This window comes from Pseudomonas sp. BF-R-30 (assembly GCF_019956175.1).
Lineage (GTDB): Bacteria > Pseudomonadota > Gammaproteobacteria > Pseudomonadales > Pseudomonadaceae > Aquipseudomonas > Aquipseudomonas jessenii.
This window is the reverse complement of sequence record NZ_JAHBDE010000020.1, coordinates 12466-28585: the sequence shown is the minus strand read 5'-3', so window position 1 is coordinate 28585 and position 16120 is coordinate 12466. Positions and strand designations below refer to the sequence as shown.

At 58.1% G+C, this 16120-nt stretch carries 15 protein-coding genes; 1 reads left to right on the top strand and 14 read right to left on the bottom strand.

Going from position 1 to position 16120, the window contains the following annotated elements; translation table 11 throughout:
• Nucleotides 1-36: 36 nt before the first annotated feature.
• Complete coding sequence (locus tag KGB20_RS12160) at nucleotides 37-489, bottom strand: PaaI family thioesterase (RefSeq protein WP_090453899.1); 453 nt, start codon at nucleotides 487-489, stop codon at nucleotides 37-39.
• The gene (locus tag KGB20_RS12155; protein WP_057715822.1) at nucleotides 486-962 is read right to left on the bottom strand and encodes a PaaI family thioesterase; all 477 of its coding nucleotides are present in this window, start codon (nucleotides 960-962) and stop codon (nucleotides 486-488) included. The genes KGB20_RS12160 and KGB20_RS12155 overlap by 4 nt, the downstream gene beginning before the upstream one ends.
• Nucleotides 963-1120: 158 nt before the next feature.
• Here KGB20_RS12155 and KGB20_RS12150 point away from each other — a divergent pair, with 158 nt between their 5' ends.
• The gene (locus KGB20_RS12150) at nucleotides 1121-1393 is read left to right on the top strand and encodes a hypothetical protein (protein WP_150814887.1); all 273 of its coding nucleotides are present in this window, start codon (nucleotides 1121-1123) and stop codon (nucleotides 1391-1393) included.
• 67 nt (nucleotides 1394-1460) lie between these two features.
• Here the strand turns inward: KGB20_RS12150 and KGB20_RS12145 are convergent, their stop codons facing one another.
• The 12 genes from KGB20_RS12145 to sdhC all read right to left on the bottom strand — a co-directional run bounded on the left by KGB20_RS12145 (nucleotide 1461) and on the right by sdhC (nucleotide 15932).
• Entirely contained in the window at nucleotides 1461-1862 is a 402-nt protein-coding gene (locus tag KGB20_RS12145; protein WP_150814888.1) for an MAPEG family protein, read from the bottom strand.
• Nucleotides 1862-2599 (bottom strand): DUF599 domain-containing protein, encoded by a 738-nt coding sequence (locus tag KGB20_RS12140; RefSeq protein WP_223532354.1) that lies wholly within the window; start codon nucleotides 2597-2599, stop codon nucleotides 1862-1864. The genes KGB20_RS12145 and KGB20_RS12140 overlap by 1 nt, the downstream gene beginning before the upstream one ends.
• A 272-nt stretch (nucleotides 2600-2871) precedes the next feature.
• The gene (gene brnQ / locus KGB20_RS12135; protein ID WP_154860743.1) at nucleotides 2872-4185 is read right to left on the bottom strand and encodes a branched-chain amino acid transport system II carrier protein; all 1314 of its coding nucleotides are present in this window, start codon (nucleotides 4183-4185) and stop codon (nucleotides 2872-2874) included.
• Nucleotides 4186-4588: 403 nt separating this feature from the next.
• The gene (gene sucD, locus KGB20_RS12130; protein WP_007919877.1) at nucleotides 4589-5470 is read right to left on the bottom strand and encodes a succinate--CoA ligase subunit alpha; all 882 of its coding nucleotides are present in this window, start codon (nucleotides 5468-5470) and stop codon (nucleotides 4589-4591) included.
• Complete coding sequence (sucC, locus tag KGB20_RS12125) at nucleotides 5470-6636, bottom strand: ADP-forming succinate--CoA ligase subunit beta (protein WP_007919879.1); 1167 nt, start codon at nucleotides 6634-6636, stop codon at nucleotides 5470-5472. Before sucC ends, sucD begins: the two co-directional genes overlap by 1 nt.
• Before the next feature lie 196 nt (nucleotides 6637-6832).
• Nucleotides 6833-8269: a dihydrolipoyl dehydrogenase gene (gene lpdA / locus KGB20_RS12120; protein ID WP_007998079.1), complete on the bottom strand. Its 1437-nt coding sequence runs from the start codon at nucleotides 8267-8269 to the stop codon at nucleotides 6833-6835.
• Nucleotides 8270-8367: 98 nt separating this feature from the next.
• Entirely contained in the window at nucleotides 8368-9576 is a 1209-nt protein-coding gene (odhB, locus tag KGB20_RS12115) for a 2-oxoglutarate dehydrogenase complex dihydrolipoyllysine-residue succinyltransferase (RefSeq protein ID WP_223532352.1), read from the bottom strand.
• Between the two features lie 42 nt (nucleotides 9577-9618).
• Nucleotides 9619-12450 (bottom strand): 2-oxoglutarate dehydrogenase E1 component, encoded by a 2832-nt coding sequence (locus KGB20_RS12110; RefSeq protein WP_154860745.1) that lies wholly within the window; start codon nucleotides 12448-12450, stop codon nucleotides 9619-9621.
• A 253-nt stretch (nucleotides 12451-12703) separates the two neighbouring features.
• Nucleotides 12704-13408 carry a succinate dehydrogenase iron-sulfur subunit gene (locus KGB20_RS12105; RefSeq protein WP_008063297.1) on the bottom strand — a complete coding sequence of 235 codons (705 nt, stop codon included), beginning with the start codon at nucleotides 13406-13408 and terminating at the stop codon, nucleotides 12704-12706.
• Nucleotides 13409-13419: 11 nt separating this feature from the next.
• Nucleotides 13420-15192: a succinate dehydrogenase flavoprotein subunit gene (gene sdhA / locus KGB20_RS12100; RefSeq protein ID WP_057715828.1), complete on the bottom strand. Its 1773-nt coding sequence runs from the start codon at nucleotides 15190-15192 to the stop codon at nucleotides 13420-13422.
• A gap of 3 nt (nucleotides 15193-15195) precedes the next feature.
• Nucleotides 15196-15564, bottom strand: coding sequence for a succinate dehydrogenase, hydrophobic membrane anchor protein (gene sdhD / locus KGB20_RS12095; protein WP_008049683.1), 369 nt, complete (start codon nucleotides 15562-15564; stop codon nucleotides 15196-15198).
• Entirely contained in the window at nucleotides 15558-15932 is a 375-nt protein-coding gene (gene sdhC, locus KGB20_RS12090; RefSeq protein WP_057715829.1) for a succinate dehydrogenase, cytochrome b556 subunit, read from the bottom strand. The genes sdhD and sdhC overlap by 7 nt, the downstream gene beginning before the upstream one ends.
• Between the last annotated feature and the right edge of the window lie 188 nt (nucleotides 15933-16120).

Genomic DNA, 16120 nt, shown 5'->3' with positions numbered 1-16120 from the left:
TCGACGGCGGGTTGTCCTCAGAGTTTGGGGCTGAGTTCAGGATTTCAAGGGCTCTTCGAGTTTGAAATGTGCACGGGCCGTGGCAATGGGCTCGGCTTCGGTGCTTTGCCAGGCGGTAATCGCCACATTGGCGACCCGGCGACCCTGGCGCCAAACCTGGCATCGGGCCCAGGTATCGCGAAACTGCCCGGCTCGCAGGTAATCCAGGGAGAAGTCGATGATCTTCGGCACCCCGGGCGTTCCGGTAAACACCAACAGGTGCAGCGCCGCGGCCAATTCCATGAAACCGGCGATCACACCGCCATGAATCGCCGGCAACAAGGGGTTACCGATGTTGTCCTGGTTCGCTGGCAGCTTGAACAGCAACTCATCTCCCACCCGGGAACATTCGACGCCGATCAGCCGGGCATAGGGAATCAAATCCAGCAACGAGGCGTAATCGCCCTGCTCATGGGCCTTTTGCAATTGCTCTTTCAGCGACTCGCTCATTGCGCACCTCCGGCAACCGCGCCACCAAAGCCCTTGGTGCCTTTGATGTTCTTTCCCATGCGCATGAAAGTGCCCATCACATGGGCAATGGGTTGCCCGGGGTCATCCTGATAGGCGAAGCCACGGGCAAAAATCACGTCGGTGGTGACCCGATAGCACTGGGCAAAGCCGTAGACATCCTTATGTGGTTCGGCGGCGTGCATGTAGTCGATGCGCAGGTCCAGGGTCGGGCAGACTTCGAATTCCGGGAGCACGCAAAGGGTCGCCATGCCACAGGCGGTGTCCATCAGCGAAGTCAGCGCTCCGCCATGAATCACGCCGGTTTCGGGATTGCCGACGATCTGCGGGCTGTACGGCAGCACAATCGTCAGCCCTTCGTTGCTGGCGCTGTGAACGCTTAGTCCAAGTACCTGGCAATGTCGCAGCGCTGACAGAAAGCGCTTCGCACGCTCAAAAACGGGGTTTTCAGTCATTTGATAAAAACTCTTGTTTATGTCTGTACAGTGCAGTGGCGGTCCGGGTAAAAGTTCCGCACTAGAACAAACTTATATATCTGAAAAAATTAAGGAACTTAACCCTGATGCGTGAGCTCTTAATGCCAGTAGATGCTTTTCATCAGGAGAAACACCCCATGCGTAAGACTTTAGCTATTGCCTTGATGTTGACCGCTTCCCTCGGTCTCGCGGCCTGCGATAAAAAATCCGAGGACAAAGCTCAAGATGCTGCCAAACATGCTGAGCAAGCTCAGCAAGACATGAGCAAAGCTCAGGATAAAGTGAACGACGCGGCGAAAGAAAACGCCGAAGCCGCCAAAGATCAGGCTGAATCGAACGCAGAAGCGGTAAAAGAGGCTGCTCCAGCCGCTCCGACTGCTCCAGCTGCCCCGGAAGCGCCTAAGAACTAATACGGTTTTTAGCGTGACAAAAGAAAACCCGCCAAGTGCGGGTTCTCTTTTGCCTTGATAAAAGTGGTTAGAGCAAAATCGTTCGAAAAGTCGGACTAATCATCAGCAACAGCGAACAGATCAATCCCACCAGCCAAACCAGACTGCGTTGCCAAGCCAGGTCCTTCCAGTAGCACACCAGGTAGATAACCCGCGTGATCACGAAGATGATCGCCAGGCAATCGATCAGCCAGCCCGCCGTCTGCGTGGTATGCGCCATCAACACACCCACCGCGAACAATATGAACGCTTCGAAACTGTTCTGATGCGCCGCCAGCGCCCGGGCTCCCAGACCTGTGAGTTGCATCTGCTGTTGGCGCGGCAGGTGGTTATCGTAACCACCCTGCTCTTTCATGGCCCTGGTCACGGGCATTCGCGCCAGATAAATCAACACCGCACTGATAAACACGCACCAGAATGGAATACTCATCAAGCTGCCTCTTTAATTGCCTCCGGCAACGGCGCCTCTGTAGGGGTATAGACCATCACGTCAAGAACGTCGGAATGAAACTCGCGGCGGTACAAAACAAACACGACGCCGGCACTCATCAACATGAACAGCCACGGGCTGACAAACCAGGCCAGCATGGTCATGCCGAAGTAGTAGGAACGCAGCCCGAAGTTGAACTGGTTGGCGGCCATGGAGATGACGCGGGCGGCGCGTGAAGCGAATGCTTTGCGCTCTTGCTCCGATACATGGCGCTCACCGACCATCGGCGCCGAACCTACCAGTACCGCCGCAAAGTTGTACTGGCGCATGCACCAGCTGAACGTGAAGAACGCATAGACAAACACCAGCGCCAGGCACAGCAACTTGATTTCCGACATGCCCTGGGACGCCTGTTGCACCATCGGAATATCCGCCAGCAAGGATACCGCCCGTTCCGAAGCCCCCAATACCGTGAGAATACCGGCCAGGATAATCAATGTACTGGAGGCGAAGAACGACGCATTGCGCTCCAGATTGCCGATCACGCTGGCATCGGCGATGCGGTTGTCGCGCAGCAGCATGCGGCGCATCCAGTCTTCACGATACAGGTGCAGCACACTGGCCAGGCACGCGGTGTCACGGTCTTTCCATGTGGCATAGCGGGTGTACCCGCCCCAGCAGATAACAAACCAGACGGCGGCAAGAATGTGGATCAGGTTGGCTTGGATGAACGACATGCAGGTCCTTGTGATGTGTTTGCGGTGTACATAAACCCTGTAGGAGCGAGCTTGCTCGCGAAGACCCTGAGAGCAACGCGTTTATCCAGAAATCACGCGCTATAGTTCACGACCTTCGCGAGCAAGCTCGCTCCTACAAGGGCCATGGCAGTATTTCGACGTTAGCGCAGAAGAAAAGACACCGCATCACCCCATAAAAAAATGCCCCGTATCGATTGATACGGGGCATTTCTGTTTTGTTCACAGGCCCGCTTGTGACGGGCCGGTAAAGCTTAAGCCAGCGCTTCTTCGCGCTTGCCCAGCAGACGGTCGCAGACCACGGCGACCACCAGCGTCATCACCGACGGCACCAACCACGCCAGGCCCTGCTCGCTAAGCGGCAGGTGGGCCATTTGTGTTGGCATCCAGTCCGCCAGGCCGGCCCCCTTCAGGGCATCGATCAGGCCGAAGATGAACGACACCAGCATCACCGGGCCGAGGATACGACCCTGCTCATGCCAGAAGTCCTTGCAGAAGCTCAACGCCACCAGAACGATGCACGGCGGGTAGATCGCGGTCAGTACCGGGATCGAGAACGCGATCAGCTTGGTCAGGCCCAGGTTGGACACCAGCAGCGAGAACGCCGCCAGGATGATTACCAGTGTCTTGTAAGACAACGGCACCACACGGCTGAAGTACTCGGCGCAGGCACAGGTCAGGCCGACCGCGGTCACCAGGCATGCCAGGGAAATCAGCACGGCCAGGAAACCGCTACCCAGCGAACCGAAGGTGTGCTGCACGTAAGCGTGCAATACCGCCGCGCCATTGGTAGCGCCAGCGGCCACTTCATGGCTGCCCGAACCGAGGCGGAACAGGCTGACATACACCAGTGCCAGACCCACGCCGGCGATCAGGCCAGCGATGATCGCATAGCGGGTGATCAGGGCTGGCGACTCGACGCCGCGGGAACGGATGGCGTTGACGATGACGATGCCGAACACCAGGGCGCCCAGGGTATCCATGGTCAGGTAACCATTGATGAAGCCTTGGGAAAACGGTGCTGCAACGTATTCAGGGGTTGCATGGCCAATGTCACCGGCCGGCAAGGCGAATGCTGCAATGCCCAGCGCGGCCAGGGCGATGATCTTCAGCGGCGCGAGGAAGCGTCCTACGGTATCCAGCAAACGGCCCGGATACAGCGAGATGAAGAACACCAGCAGGAAGTAAACCGAGCTGTAGAGGAACAGAGCCAGCGGGCTCTCGCCGGTCAGGGGCGCCAGACCCACCTCGAAGGATACCGTCGCGGTACGTGGCGTCGCGAACAGCGGGCCAACAGCGAGGTAGCAAGCCGCTGCCAGCAGGCCACCGGCCACTTTACCGATCGGGCTGCTCAAGGCATCCATTGCTCCGCCGACCTTGGCCAGCGCCACGACGGTGATCACCGGCAGACCAACTGCGGTGACCAGGAAACCCAGCGCCGCCATCCAGACATTGGGCCCGGACTGTAAACCGACGATAGGTGGGAAGATGATGTTGCCAGCCCCGACGAACAGGGCAAACGTCATAAAACCAAGTGCCAGGATGTCCTGGCCTTTCAACACTTTCATTAAGGAAATACCACACTACTGAATCGGAATTTAGAGAGGGATTTCCCTATGGGTGAGGGAAATGCTGTCAGTCCGTATAAGACCGACCCTTTTAGCGCGTTGCGCGCCTTGTGGGCCGCAGACGCAAAAATGGCGCATAGACTAACGAATTTGACCGATAAACGCACTGTTAGAGGGCGAACTATCCGATCTACGACATTTGCGTGTCGCATTTTCGCATGTAAATGGTTGGCGCCTGTAAGTCCGCCTTCGCGAGCAAGCCCGCTCCCACATTGGTACGCGTACAAAATGTGGGAGCGGGCTTGCTCGCGAAGAGGCCGGTACCGCCAACACAAATCCCGGAAACGACAAAGGCCACCCGAAGGTGGCCTTTGTTTGGTGAAGCGTCAGCTAAGCGCGAGGCTTACTTGACAGCCCAACCAGTCAGCTCGGCCAGGGCCTTGCCGATGTCTGCCAGCGAACGCACGGTTTTAACGCCTGCGTCTTGCAGAGCAGCGAATTTCTCGTCTGCAGTACCTTTGCCGCCAGAGATGATTGCGCCAGCATGGCCCATGCGCTTGCCCGGAGGAGCAGTCACACCAGCGATGTAGGAAACAACCGGCTTGGTCACGTGTGCCTTGATGTAGGCAGCCGCTTCTTCTTCAGCCGAACCGCCGATCTCACCGATCATCACGATCGCTTCGGTCTTCGGGTCTTCCTGGAACAGCTTCAGGATGTCGATGAAGTTCGAACCCGGGATCGGGTCACCACCGATGCCGACGCAAGTCGACTGACCGAAACCGGCGTCAGTAGTCTGCTTCACAGCTTCGTAGGTCAGGGTGCCGGAACGGGAAACGATACCGACCTTGCCTGGCAAGTGAATGTGACCTGGCATGATGCCGATCTTGCATTCGCCTGGGGTGATCACGCCTGGGCAGTTAGGGCCGATCAGGACTACGCCCAGCTCGTCGCACTTAACTTTAGCGTCCAGCATGTCCAGGGTAGGAATGCCTTCGGTGATGCACACGATCAGCTTGATGCCGCCGAAAGCAGCTTCCAGGATCGAATCTTTGCAGAAAGGAGCCGGAACGTAGATCACGCTGGCGGTGGCGCCAGTGGCAGCTACAGCGTCTTTAACGGTGTTGAACACTGGCAGGCCCAGGTGCTCGGTACCGCCTTTGCCTGGAGTTACACCACCAACCATCTTGGTGCCGTACTCGATGGCTTGCTGGGTGTGGAAACTACCTTGCGAACCGGTAATACCCTGGCAGATAACTTTGGTGTCTTTATTGATCAGGACGCTCATTATTTGCCCTCCGCAGCTTTGACAACTTGTTGAGCAGCGTCGGTCAGGCTGGTAGCAGCGATGATGTTCAAACCGCTTTCTGCCAGTACTTTAGCGCCCAGCTCAGCGTTGTTGCCTTCAAGGCGAACAACAACCGGGATTTTCACGCCGACTTCTTTCACTGCACCGATGATGCCTTCGGCAATCATGTCGCAGCGAACGATGCCGCCGAAGATGTTGACCAGTACTGCAGCGACGTTAGTGTCGGACAGGATGATCTTGAACGCTTCGGTAACGCGTTCCTTGGTAGCACCGCCGCCCACGTCGAGGAAGTTGGCTGGTTTGCCGCCATGCAGGTTGACGATGTCCATGGTACCCATGGCCAGGCCAGCACCGTTGACCATGCAACCGATGTTGCCTTCCAGCGCTACGTAGTTCAGTTCGAACTTGGCAGCGTGCGCTTCGCGCGGATCGTCCTGCGACGGATCGTGGAAAGTCTTCAGCTTAGGCTGACGGTACATGGCGTTGGCGTCGATGTTGATCTTGGCGTCCAGGCAGTGCAGATCGCCGTCAGCCTTGATCACCAGCGGGTTCACTTCCAGCAGGGCCAGGTCGTGATCCTTGAACAGTTTGGCCAGACCTACGAAGATCTTGGCGAACTGGGCAACTTGCTTGCCTTCCAGACCCAACTGGAATGCCAGCTCGCGACCCTGGAATGGCTGAGCGCCAACCAGTGGATCGATAGTGGCTTTCAGAATTTTTTCTGGAGTGTCGTGAGCGATTTTCTCGATGTCCACGCCACCTTCGGTGGAAGCCATGAACACGATACGACGGCTCGAACGGTCAACGACAGCGCCCAGGTACAGCTCTTTAGCGATATCAGTGCACGATTCAACCAGGATCTTGGTGACTGGCTGACCATTGGCGTCAGTCTGGTAAGTCACCAGACGCTTGCCCAGCCACTGCTGTGCGAAGGCTTTGGCGTCTTCTTTGCTGCGAACCAGCTTTACGCCGCCCGCTTTACCGCGACCACCGGCGTGGACCTGGGCTTTGACAACCCACTCGCTGCCGCCGATTTTGTCGCAAGCTTCTGCTGCTGCTTCCGGGGTGTCTACCGCGTAACCGGTGGAAACTGGCAGGCCGTACTCAGCGAACAGCTGCTTACCCTGATACTCGTGAAGATTCATGCTTATTACCGTCTTCGTTAGGTACTGCGCATTCGGTGCTGCACTCATTCAAGTGCCGCACCACCTGTGACTGCTGCTTGCATAGCCTTTCCGGATACCCGGTGCAGCTATGCAAGACTGCGTCCAGCGGATATTCCGCGGTGAGTCTTGCATGCAAGGCTCACGACGGGCCATTCCGCCGTGGTTTCTTATTGTCTTAACGCTTCTTGCGGTTGGCGATGTGGATGGCGCCGCCATTCACAGCCAAAGCAGCTTCGTGCAAGGCTTCAGACAGGGTCGGATGGGAGAAAACCATCATGCCCAGGTCTTCAGCGCTGGTGCCGAATTCCATACCGATCGCGCCCTGCTGAACCAGTTCTGCAGCGCTCGGGCCAATCACGTGGACGCCCAATACGCGGTCTGTCTTGGCATCTGCGATGACCTTGACGAAACCACCGGTGTCGTTGGCAGCCATGGCACGGCCAGAGGCTGCGAACGGGAAGGTGCCGACGTTAACTTCAACGCCTTCAGCTTTCAAGGCCTGCTCGGTTTTACCGACCCACGCGATTTCCGGGTGAGTATAAATAACCGAAGGGATCAGATCATAGTTCATCTGGGCCTTGTGGCCCTTGATGCGCTCGACAACCATGATGCCCTCTTCCGAGGCCTTGTGCGCCAGCATCATGCCGCGAACCACGTCGCCGATGGCGTAAACGCCCGGTACGGTGGTGGCGCAGTGATCGTCAACGTGCACGAAACCGCGCTCGTCCAGGGTCACGCCGCAGTCGGCAGCCAACAGATCAGTGGTCACCGGACGGCGACCAACGGCTACGATCAGCTTGTCGAAAGTGATGTTCTGTTCGCCCTTGGCATCGGTGTAGTTCACCACGACTTCGTCGCCGTTCACTTTGGAACCGGTGACGCGAGCGCCCAGCTTGATGTCCAGACCCTGCTTGGTCAGGGTTTTCAGCGCTTCCTTGGAAACAGCGGTGTCCGCTGCCATCAGGAAGGTGTCCAGGGCTTCCAGGACAGTCACTTCTGCCCCCAGACGCGACCAGACCGAACCCAGTTCCAGACCGATCACGCCAGCACCGATCACGCCCAGACGCTTGGGTACGGATTGGAATTCCAGGGCACCGGTGGAGTCGACGATCACATTCTGGTCAACCGGAGCTGGCGGAATGTCGATCGGACGCGAACCTGGAGCCAGGATGACGTTTTCGGCTTCGATGATTTCTACCGAGCCATCAGGCTTGGTGACTTCAACTTTCTTGCCGGCCAGCAGCTTGCCGTGACCCTGGATCGAGGTCACACCGTTGGCTTTGAACAGGGTCGCAACGCCGGAGGTCAGGCCTTTGACGATGTTGGCTTTACGGCCGACCATCGCTGGCACGTCCATGGTCACGCCAGCGTGATTGATACCGTGGATCGCGAAACCGTCCTGGGCTTCGTGGAATTTCCAAGAACTGTCCAGCAGGGCCTTGGATGGAATGCAGCCGACGTTCAGGCAGGTACCGCCCAGAGCCAGTTTGCCTTCCTTGTCGGTGTACTTCTCGATGCAGGCCGTCGAAAGACCAAGCTGAGCGGCCTTGATGGCAGCCACATAGCCGCCAGGGCCAGCGCCGATCACTACTACGTCAAATTTCTGCGACATTCAAAAAATCCTCTTTAGCGAAAAGCTTCAAGCCGCGAGCGGCAAGCCAGGCTGCGGGTTTTCCGACAGCCCGGGCTTGCAGCTCATGGCTGCTTCTATCAGATATCCAGCAACAGACGAGCCGGATCTTCCAGCAGGTTCTTGATGGTCACCAGGAAGGTCACAGCTTCTTTGCCATCGATCAGACGGTGATCGTAGGACAGTGCCAGGTACATCATCGGACGGATAACGACCTGGCCGTTGATGGCCATCGGACGCTGGATGATGTTGTGCATGCCCAGGATGGCTGCTTGTGGCGGGTTGACGATCGGGGTCGACATCATCGAACCGAAAGTACCACCGTTGGTGATGGTGAAAGTACCACCGGTCATTTCGTCCATCGACAGTTTGCCGTCGCGGGCTTTCTTGCCGAAGGTGGCGATGCCGCCTTCGATTTCAGCCAGGCTCATCAGTTCGGCGTTACGCAGAACCGGTACAACCAGGCCGCGATCGCTGGAAACTGCAACGCCGACGTCAGCGTAGCCGTGGTAAACGATGTCGCCGCCGTCGATCGACGCGTTGACAGCCGGGAAGCGTTTCAGCGCTTCGGTGGCTGCTTTCACGAAGAACGACATGAAGCCCAGGCGCACGCCGTTGTGGGACTTCTCGAACAGGTCCTTGTACTTCGAACGCAGCGCCATGACTTCGGTCATGTCGACTTCGTTGAAGGTGGTCAGCATCGCCATGTTCGATTGAGCTTCAACCAGACGCTTGGCCACGGTGGCACGTACGCGGGTCATCGGTACGCGCTTCTCGATGCGATCGCCAGCAGCGAATACCGGAGCGGCAGCGGCAGGTGCAGCAGCCTTGGCAGGCGCGGCAGCCGGAGCGGCTTTCTTGGCTTCGACAGCGGCAACCACGTCTTCCTTGGTTACACGACCATCTTTGCCGGTGCCTTTGACGGAAGCCAGGTTGATGCCGTTTTCTTCGGCCAGCTTGCGAGCAGCTGGAGCCGCGATAGCGTCTTCGTCAACGCCGGCAGCTGGAGCTGCGGCAGCAGCGGCCGGAGCAGCAGCAGCAGCAGCAGCGCCGCCTTCAACGATGGAGCCCAGAACTTCGTCGGACAGAACGGTTTCGCCTTCGTTCTTGACGATAGCGCCCAGCACGCCGTCAGCGGTAGCCAGCACTTCCAGCACGACTTTGTCGGTTTCGATGTCGACGATCAGTTCGTCGCGCTTGACCGCGTCGCCCGGTTGTTTGTGCCAGGTGGCAACGGTGCCATCGGCAACCGATTCCGGGAAAGTGGGGGCTTTGATCTCGATAGCCATTGTCTGTGGTTCCTTAAATTCGGTTTCAGGTGCGCGAAGGCGTTAAACAGTAAAGGCGTCTTGCAGCAGTTGTTCCTGCTGTTCGGCGTGCATCGATGCGTAACCGCATGCAGGTGCAGCAGAAGCCTCACGGCCCGCGTACTCGAGTACGAGAGACTTGTTGAGGTTGCTGATGCTGCGACGCATGTGGTGTTGGCTGCAGTACCACGCACCCTGGTTCATCGGCTCTTCCTGACACCAGACGGCATGCTTGGCGTTGGTATAAGGAGCCAGGACTTCTTTCAAGTCGTCCTCAGGGAATGGGTACAGCTGCTCGATACGCACGACAGCGATGTCGTCACGACCTTCGGCACGGCGTTTTTCCAGCAGGTCGTAGTAGACCTTGCCGCTACACAGAACAACGCGCTCGACCTTTTTCGGGTCTTGGGCATCGATTTCCGGGATAACGGTCTGGAACGAACCTTCGGCCAGATCTTCCAGCGTCGAGATGGCCAGCTTGTGGCGCAACAGCGACTTCGGAGTCAGGACTACCAGTGGCTTGCGCAGCGGGCGGATCACCTGACGGCGCAGCAAGTGGTAGATCTGAGCCGGCGTCGTCGGCATGCACACCTGAATGTTGTGCTCGGCGCACAACTGCAGGTAACGCTCCAGACGAGCCGAGGAGTGCTCCGGACCCTGACCTTCATAACCGTGCGGCAGCAGCATGGTCAGACCGCACAGGCGACCCCACTTGTGCTCGCCACTGGTGATGAACTGGTCGATAACTACCTGGGCGCCGTTGGCGAAGTCGCCGAACTGGGCTTCCCAGATAACCAGGGCATTCGGCGTGGTGGTCGAGTAACCGTACTCGAACGCCAATACCGCTTCTTCGGACAGGAACGAGTCGTACAGGTCGAAGCGTGGCTGACCGTCGTACAGGTTCTGCAGCGGGATGTAGGTGCCCGCGTCCTTCTGGTTGTGCAGGACAGCATGGCGGTGCGAGAACGTACCGCGGCCGATGTCCTGGCCAGTCATGCGAATCGGGTGACCTTCGAACGCCAGGGTCGCGTACGCCATGGTTTCGGCGTAACCCCAGTTGATCGGCAGGCCGCCGGCTTGCATCTTCTGGCGGTCTTCGTAGATCTTGGCAACCTGGCGCTGAACCACGAAGCCTTCCGGGATTTCCAGCAGCTTGGCGGACAGTTCCTGCAAGGTCTTGAGGTCGAAGCGAGTGTCGTGACGCGCGGTCCAGGCGTGGCCCAGATACGGACGCCAGTCCACGAACAACTCTTTGTTCGGCTCTTTGACCAGGCTTTTGACCACGTGCAGACCGTTGTCCAGCGCGTTGCGGTACTCGTCGACTTTCGCCTTGACACGCTCAGCATCCAGCACACCGGCCTGGGTCAGACGATCGGCATACAGCTCACGGGTGGTGCGCTGTTTGGTGATCTGCTGATACATCAGAGGCTGGGTGCCGCTTGGCTCGTCGGCCTCGTTGTGGCCGCGACGACGGTAGCAGACCAGGTCGATCACCACGTCACGCTTGAACTGCATGCGGTAGTCGATGGCCAGCTGGGTCACGAACAATACGGCTTCCGGATCATCACCATTCACATGGAGGATCGGCGCCTGGATCATTTTCGCAACGTCGGTCGCGTACTCGGTGGAACGCGAGTCCAGCGGGTTGCTGATGGTGAAACCGACCTGGTTGTTGATCACGATGTGCACGGTACCGCCGGTCTTGAAACCGCGGGTCTGCGACATCTGGAAGGTTTCCATGACCACGCCTTGACCGGCGAATGCAGCGTCACCGTGGATGGAGATCGGCAGAACCTTCTCACCGGTCGGGTCGTTGCGACGATCCTGACGGGCGCGAACCGAACCCTCGACCACCGGGGAAACGATTTCCAGGTGGGACGGGTTGAACGCCATGGCCAGGTGAACTTCACCGCCGGTGGTCATCACGTTGGACGAGAAGCCCTGGTGGTATTTCACGTCACCGGAACCCAGCTCGACCTTCTTCTTGCCTTCGAACTCGTCGAACAGCTCGCGCGGGTTCTTGCCGAAGGTGTTGACCAGCACGTTCAGACGGCCACGGTGGGCCATGCCGATGACGATTTCCTTGGTGCCGTAGGAGCCGGAACGCTGGATCAGCTCGTCGAGCATCGGAATCAGGCTTTCGCCGCCTTCCAGACCGAAACGCTTGGTACCCGGGTATTTGGTGCCCAGGTATTTTTCCAGGCCTTCGCCGGCGGTCACGCGCTCGAGCAGGTGGCTCTTGATGTCGGCGGAGTACGTCGGACGACCGCGCACGCTTTCCAGACGCTGCTGGAACCACTGGCGCTGCTCGGAATCGGTGATGTGCGTGAATTCAGCGCCGATGGTGCGGCAATATGTCTGCTGCAACGCTTCGTGAATTTCGCGTAGGCTCGCTTCCTCTTTGCCGATGAACAGGTCGCCGGCACGGAAGGTCGTATCAAGATCGGCATTGGTCAAGCCGTAATGATTGATCGACAGGTCTGCAGGTGCAGGACGCTGCCACAGCCCCAGCGGGTCAAGCTGGGCTGCCTGGTGGCCACGCATACGGTAGGCCTGGATCAATCGCAGCACTTCAACTTGCTTCTTCTCGTGCTCACTGCTCACGCTGCCGGCGGAAACCGGTTGGGCGCGGCGCTGGTTCTTTGCCAGCAAGACGAAATGATCGCGAATTGTGGAGTGCGAAACATCGGTGGCAGAGTTGCCGTCAGCAGGCAACTTCTGGAAGTAGGTGCGCCACTCTTCTGGCACAGCGTTAGGGTCGTGCAGGTAGAGCTCGTAAAGCTCTTCCACATAGGCAGCGTTACTACCGGATAGGTAGGCGCTGTTCCACATGCGCTGCATCACGCTTTCTTGCATGCTTGGTCACCCTCGGTTAGGGGAACACCATCGATGTCGACACCGAGCAAACTTGCAGAAGTCCGAATGCAGCGACCAAAACAAGCCACTAGGATCACACTGATAGTCCGGGTACCAGCCCGGATGCCCCTGCTTGTCTCATTTCTTCAAAATAAGAGCCGCAGCCTTTTAAGCTGCTGCTCAGGTTAAAACTACGGCGCCGGTTGAAGCCTGCGCCGTAGCATCTACGGGTACAGCGGGTACAGCAGCTGAATCACACGCCGCTTGAGAGCAACATGTTACGGATGTGACCGATGGCCTTAGTCGGGTTCAGGCCTTTCGGACATACGTTGACGCAGTTCATGATCCCGCGGCAGCGGAATACGCTGAACGGGTCATCCAGCGAAGCCAGGCGCTCGGACGTCTTGGTGTCACGGCTGTCTGCCAGGAAGCGGTACGCTTGCAGCAGGGCAGCTGGACCCAGGAACTTGTCCGGGTTCCACCAGAAGGACGGGCAGGAAGTCGAGCAGCAAGCGCACAGGATGCACTCGTACAGACCGTCCAGCTTTTCACGTTCTTCAGGGGACTGCAGGCGCTCGATGGCCGGAGCCGGCGTGTCGTTCTGCAGGTATGGCTTAACCTTTTCGTATTGCTTGTAGAAGATGCTCATATCGACGACCAGGTCACGGATAACCGGCAAACCTGGCAGAGGACGAACGATCAACTTGTTACCTTTTACGACAGCAGACAGCGGCGTGACGCACGCCAGGCCGTTTTTGCCGTTGATGTTCATGCCGTCGGAACCGCAAACACCTTCACGGCAAGAGCGACGATAGGAGAAACCCTCGTCCTGCTCTTTGATCAGGGCCAGCACGTCCAGCACCATCAGGTCTTTACCACCGGTATCAACCTGGAATTCCTGCATGAACGGCGCGGCGTCCTGATCAGGGTTGTAACGATAAACGCTGACTTGCAACATGGCGGCCACCCTTAATAAGTCCGAATCTTAGGTTCAAAAGTCGGAACAGTCTTCGGCGAGAAGTTCACGGCACGCTTGGTCACGCGCTTGTCACCCGGGAAGTAAAGGGTGTGGCACAGCCAGTTTTCGTCGTCACGATCTTCGAAGTCTTCACGGGCGTGAGCACCACGGGACTCTTTACGCACTTCGGCAGCGATGGCGGTGGCTTCGGCCACTTCCAGCAGGTTCTGCAGTTCCAGAGCTTCGATACGTGCAGTGTTGAACGCCTGCGACTTATCGTTGATCTTCACGTTGGCGATGCGCTTGCGCAGGTCAGCCAGCTGGGCAATACCCTTCTGCATGTATTCGCCGGTACGGAATACACCGAAGTAGTTCTGCATGCAGTTTTGCAGCTCGCGACGCAGGGTTGCCACGTCTTCGCCTTCGGTACGCTCGTTCAGGGCGGACAGGCGCGCCAGGGCAGCCTGGATGTCGGCGTCGGTGGCTTCGTCGTATTCGATACCGTCGGTCAGCGCCTTTTCCAGGTGCAGGCCGGCAGCACGGCCGAATACCACCAGGTCGAGCAGCGAGTTGCCGCCCAGACGGTTGGCACCGTGAACCGATACGCAAGCCACTTCACCTACAGCGAACAGACCAGGAATGATCTCGTCCACGCCTTCGGCGTTCTGGGTGATTGCCTGGCCATGAATGTTGGTGGCAACGCCGCCCATCATATAGTGGCAGGTCGGAACAACCGGAACCGGAGCAACAACCGGGTCAACGTGCGCAAAAGTCTTCGACAGTTCGCAGATGCCTGGCAGACGGCTGTGCAGCACTTCTTCGCCCAGGTGGTCGAGCTTGAGCATCACGTGGTCGCCGTTCGGACCGCAACCGTTGCCGGCGATGATCTCTTTAACCATCGAACGGGCAACAACGTCACGACCGGCAAGGTCTTTGGCGTTCGGAGCATAACGCTCCATGAAACGCTCGCCGTGCTTGTTGATCAGGTATCCACCTTCACCACGGCAACCTTCTGTAACCAGTACACCCGCGCCGGCGATACCGGTCGGGTGGAACTGCCACATTTCGATGTCTTGTACCGGTACGCCAGCACGCAGCGCCATGCCAACGCCGTCACCGGTGTTGATCAGGGCGTTGGTGGTCGAAGCGTAGATACGACCTGCACCGCCGGTGGCCAGTACGGTGGCCTTGGCGCGGATGTAGGTGGTTTCGCCGGTTTCGATGCAGATGGCGATCACGCCGACGAACTCGCCTTCGCCGTTCTTCACCAGATCGACAGCGTAGTACTCGTTCAGGAACACGGTACCGGCTTTCAGGTTGCCCTGATAAAGGGTGTGCAGCAGAGCGTGACCGGTACGGTCGGACGCAGCGCAAGTACGCGCAGCCTGGCCGCCTTTACCGTAGTCCTTGGACTGACCGCCGAATGGACGCTGGTAGATACGACCTTGCTCGGTACGCGAGAATGGCATACCCATGTGGTCCAGCTCGTAAACGGCAGCCGGGCCTTCCTGACACATGTATTCGATAGCGTCCTGGTCACCGATGTAGTCGGAACCCTTGACGGTATCGTACATGTGCCAGCGCCAGTCATCGTTCGGGTCAGCGGACGCGATCGCGCAGGTGATGCCGCCCTGGGCGGATACAGTGTGCGAACGGGTCGGGAAAACCTTGGTGATCACGGCAGTCTTGTGACCGCCCTGTGCCAGTTGCAGCGCTGCGCGCATGCCGGCACCGCCACCACCAATAATGATGGCGTCGAAAGAAATCGTTGGAATGTTAGCCATGACTCAGATACCCCAGAGAATCTGCACGCCCCAGACGAAGTAAGCGAACATCGCAACGCCGCAGACTGCCTGGAAAAGGAAACGTATAGCGGTCGCGGACTTGCCGAACGCCATTGGCGTCAGGTAGTCGGTCGCGATGGTCCACATGCCGACCCAGGCGTGAGCGCCGAGGGCAACAAGGGCCAGGAGGCTGAAAATACGCATTCCGTTATGGGCGAACAGTTCATGCCACTGGGCGTACTCGAGGCCAGGGTTGGCCACGATGTATCCGATCAGGAAGATGAAGTAAGCCGCGAGAACGACCGCAGACACACGTTGCGCCATCCAGTCATAGAGGCCCGAACGCGACAGGTTCGTGACGTTAGTTACCATATCCAAACTCCTGCCAGAACGATTACCACCACGGAAACGGCGATAACGATTTTCGAGCCCAGCTTGCCGCCTTCCAGCGTCTCACCGATGCCCATGTCCATCATCAAATGGCGCACACCGGCTACCAGGTGATAAAGCAGAGCGGACAGGATGCCCCATGTCACTAGCTTGGCTAGCGGACTGGTCAGACACGCTTTCACCTGACCGAAGCCTTCCTCGGAGCTCAGCGACTTGTCCAATGCGTAAAGCATGATGGCAAGGCACACGAAGAGGATGACACCGGAGATTCGGTGAAGGATGGACGTGTAAGCAGTGACTGGGAGTTTGATGGTCCTTAGGTCTAGGTTTACAGGTCGTTGGCTTTTCACGGCTTTTTTTTCACACTGAAGAGCCCCTAACAATCAGGGCAAAGTTGTTGGGGAGTGCACTGGTCAGGTAACCACCACCCAGGGATGCGACCCCCAATGAAAGCAAGCCCAAAAGCCCTTGGCGGTCGGTGGCCGAGTATAGACAGTTAGGCTACTAATGACAACGCAAACACCTAACCCAAACAGCT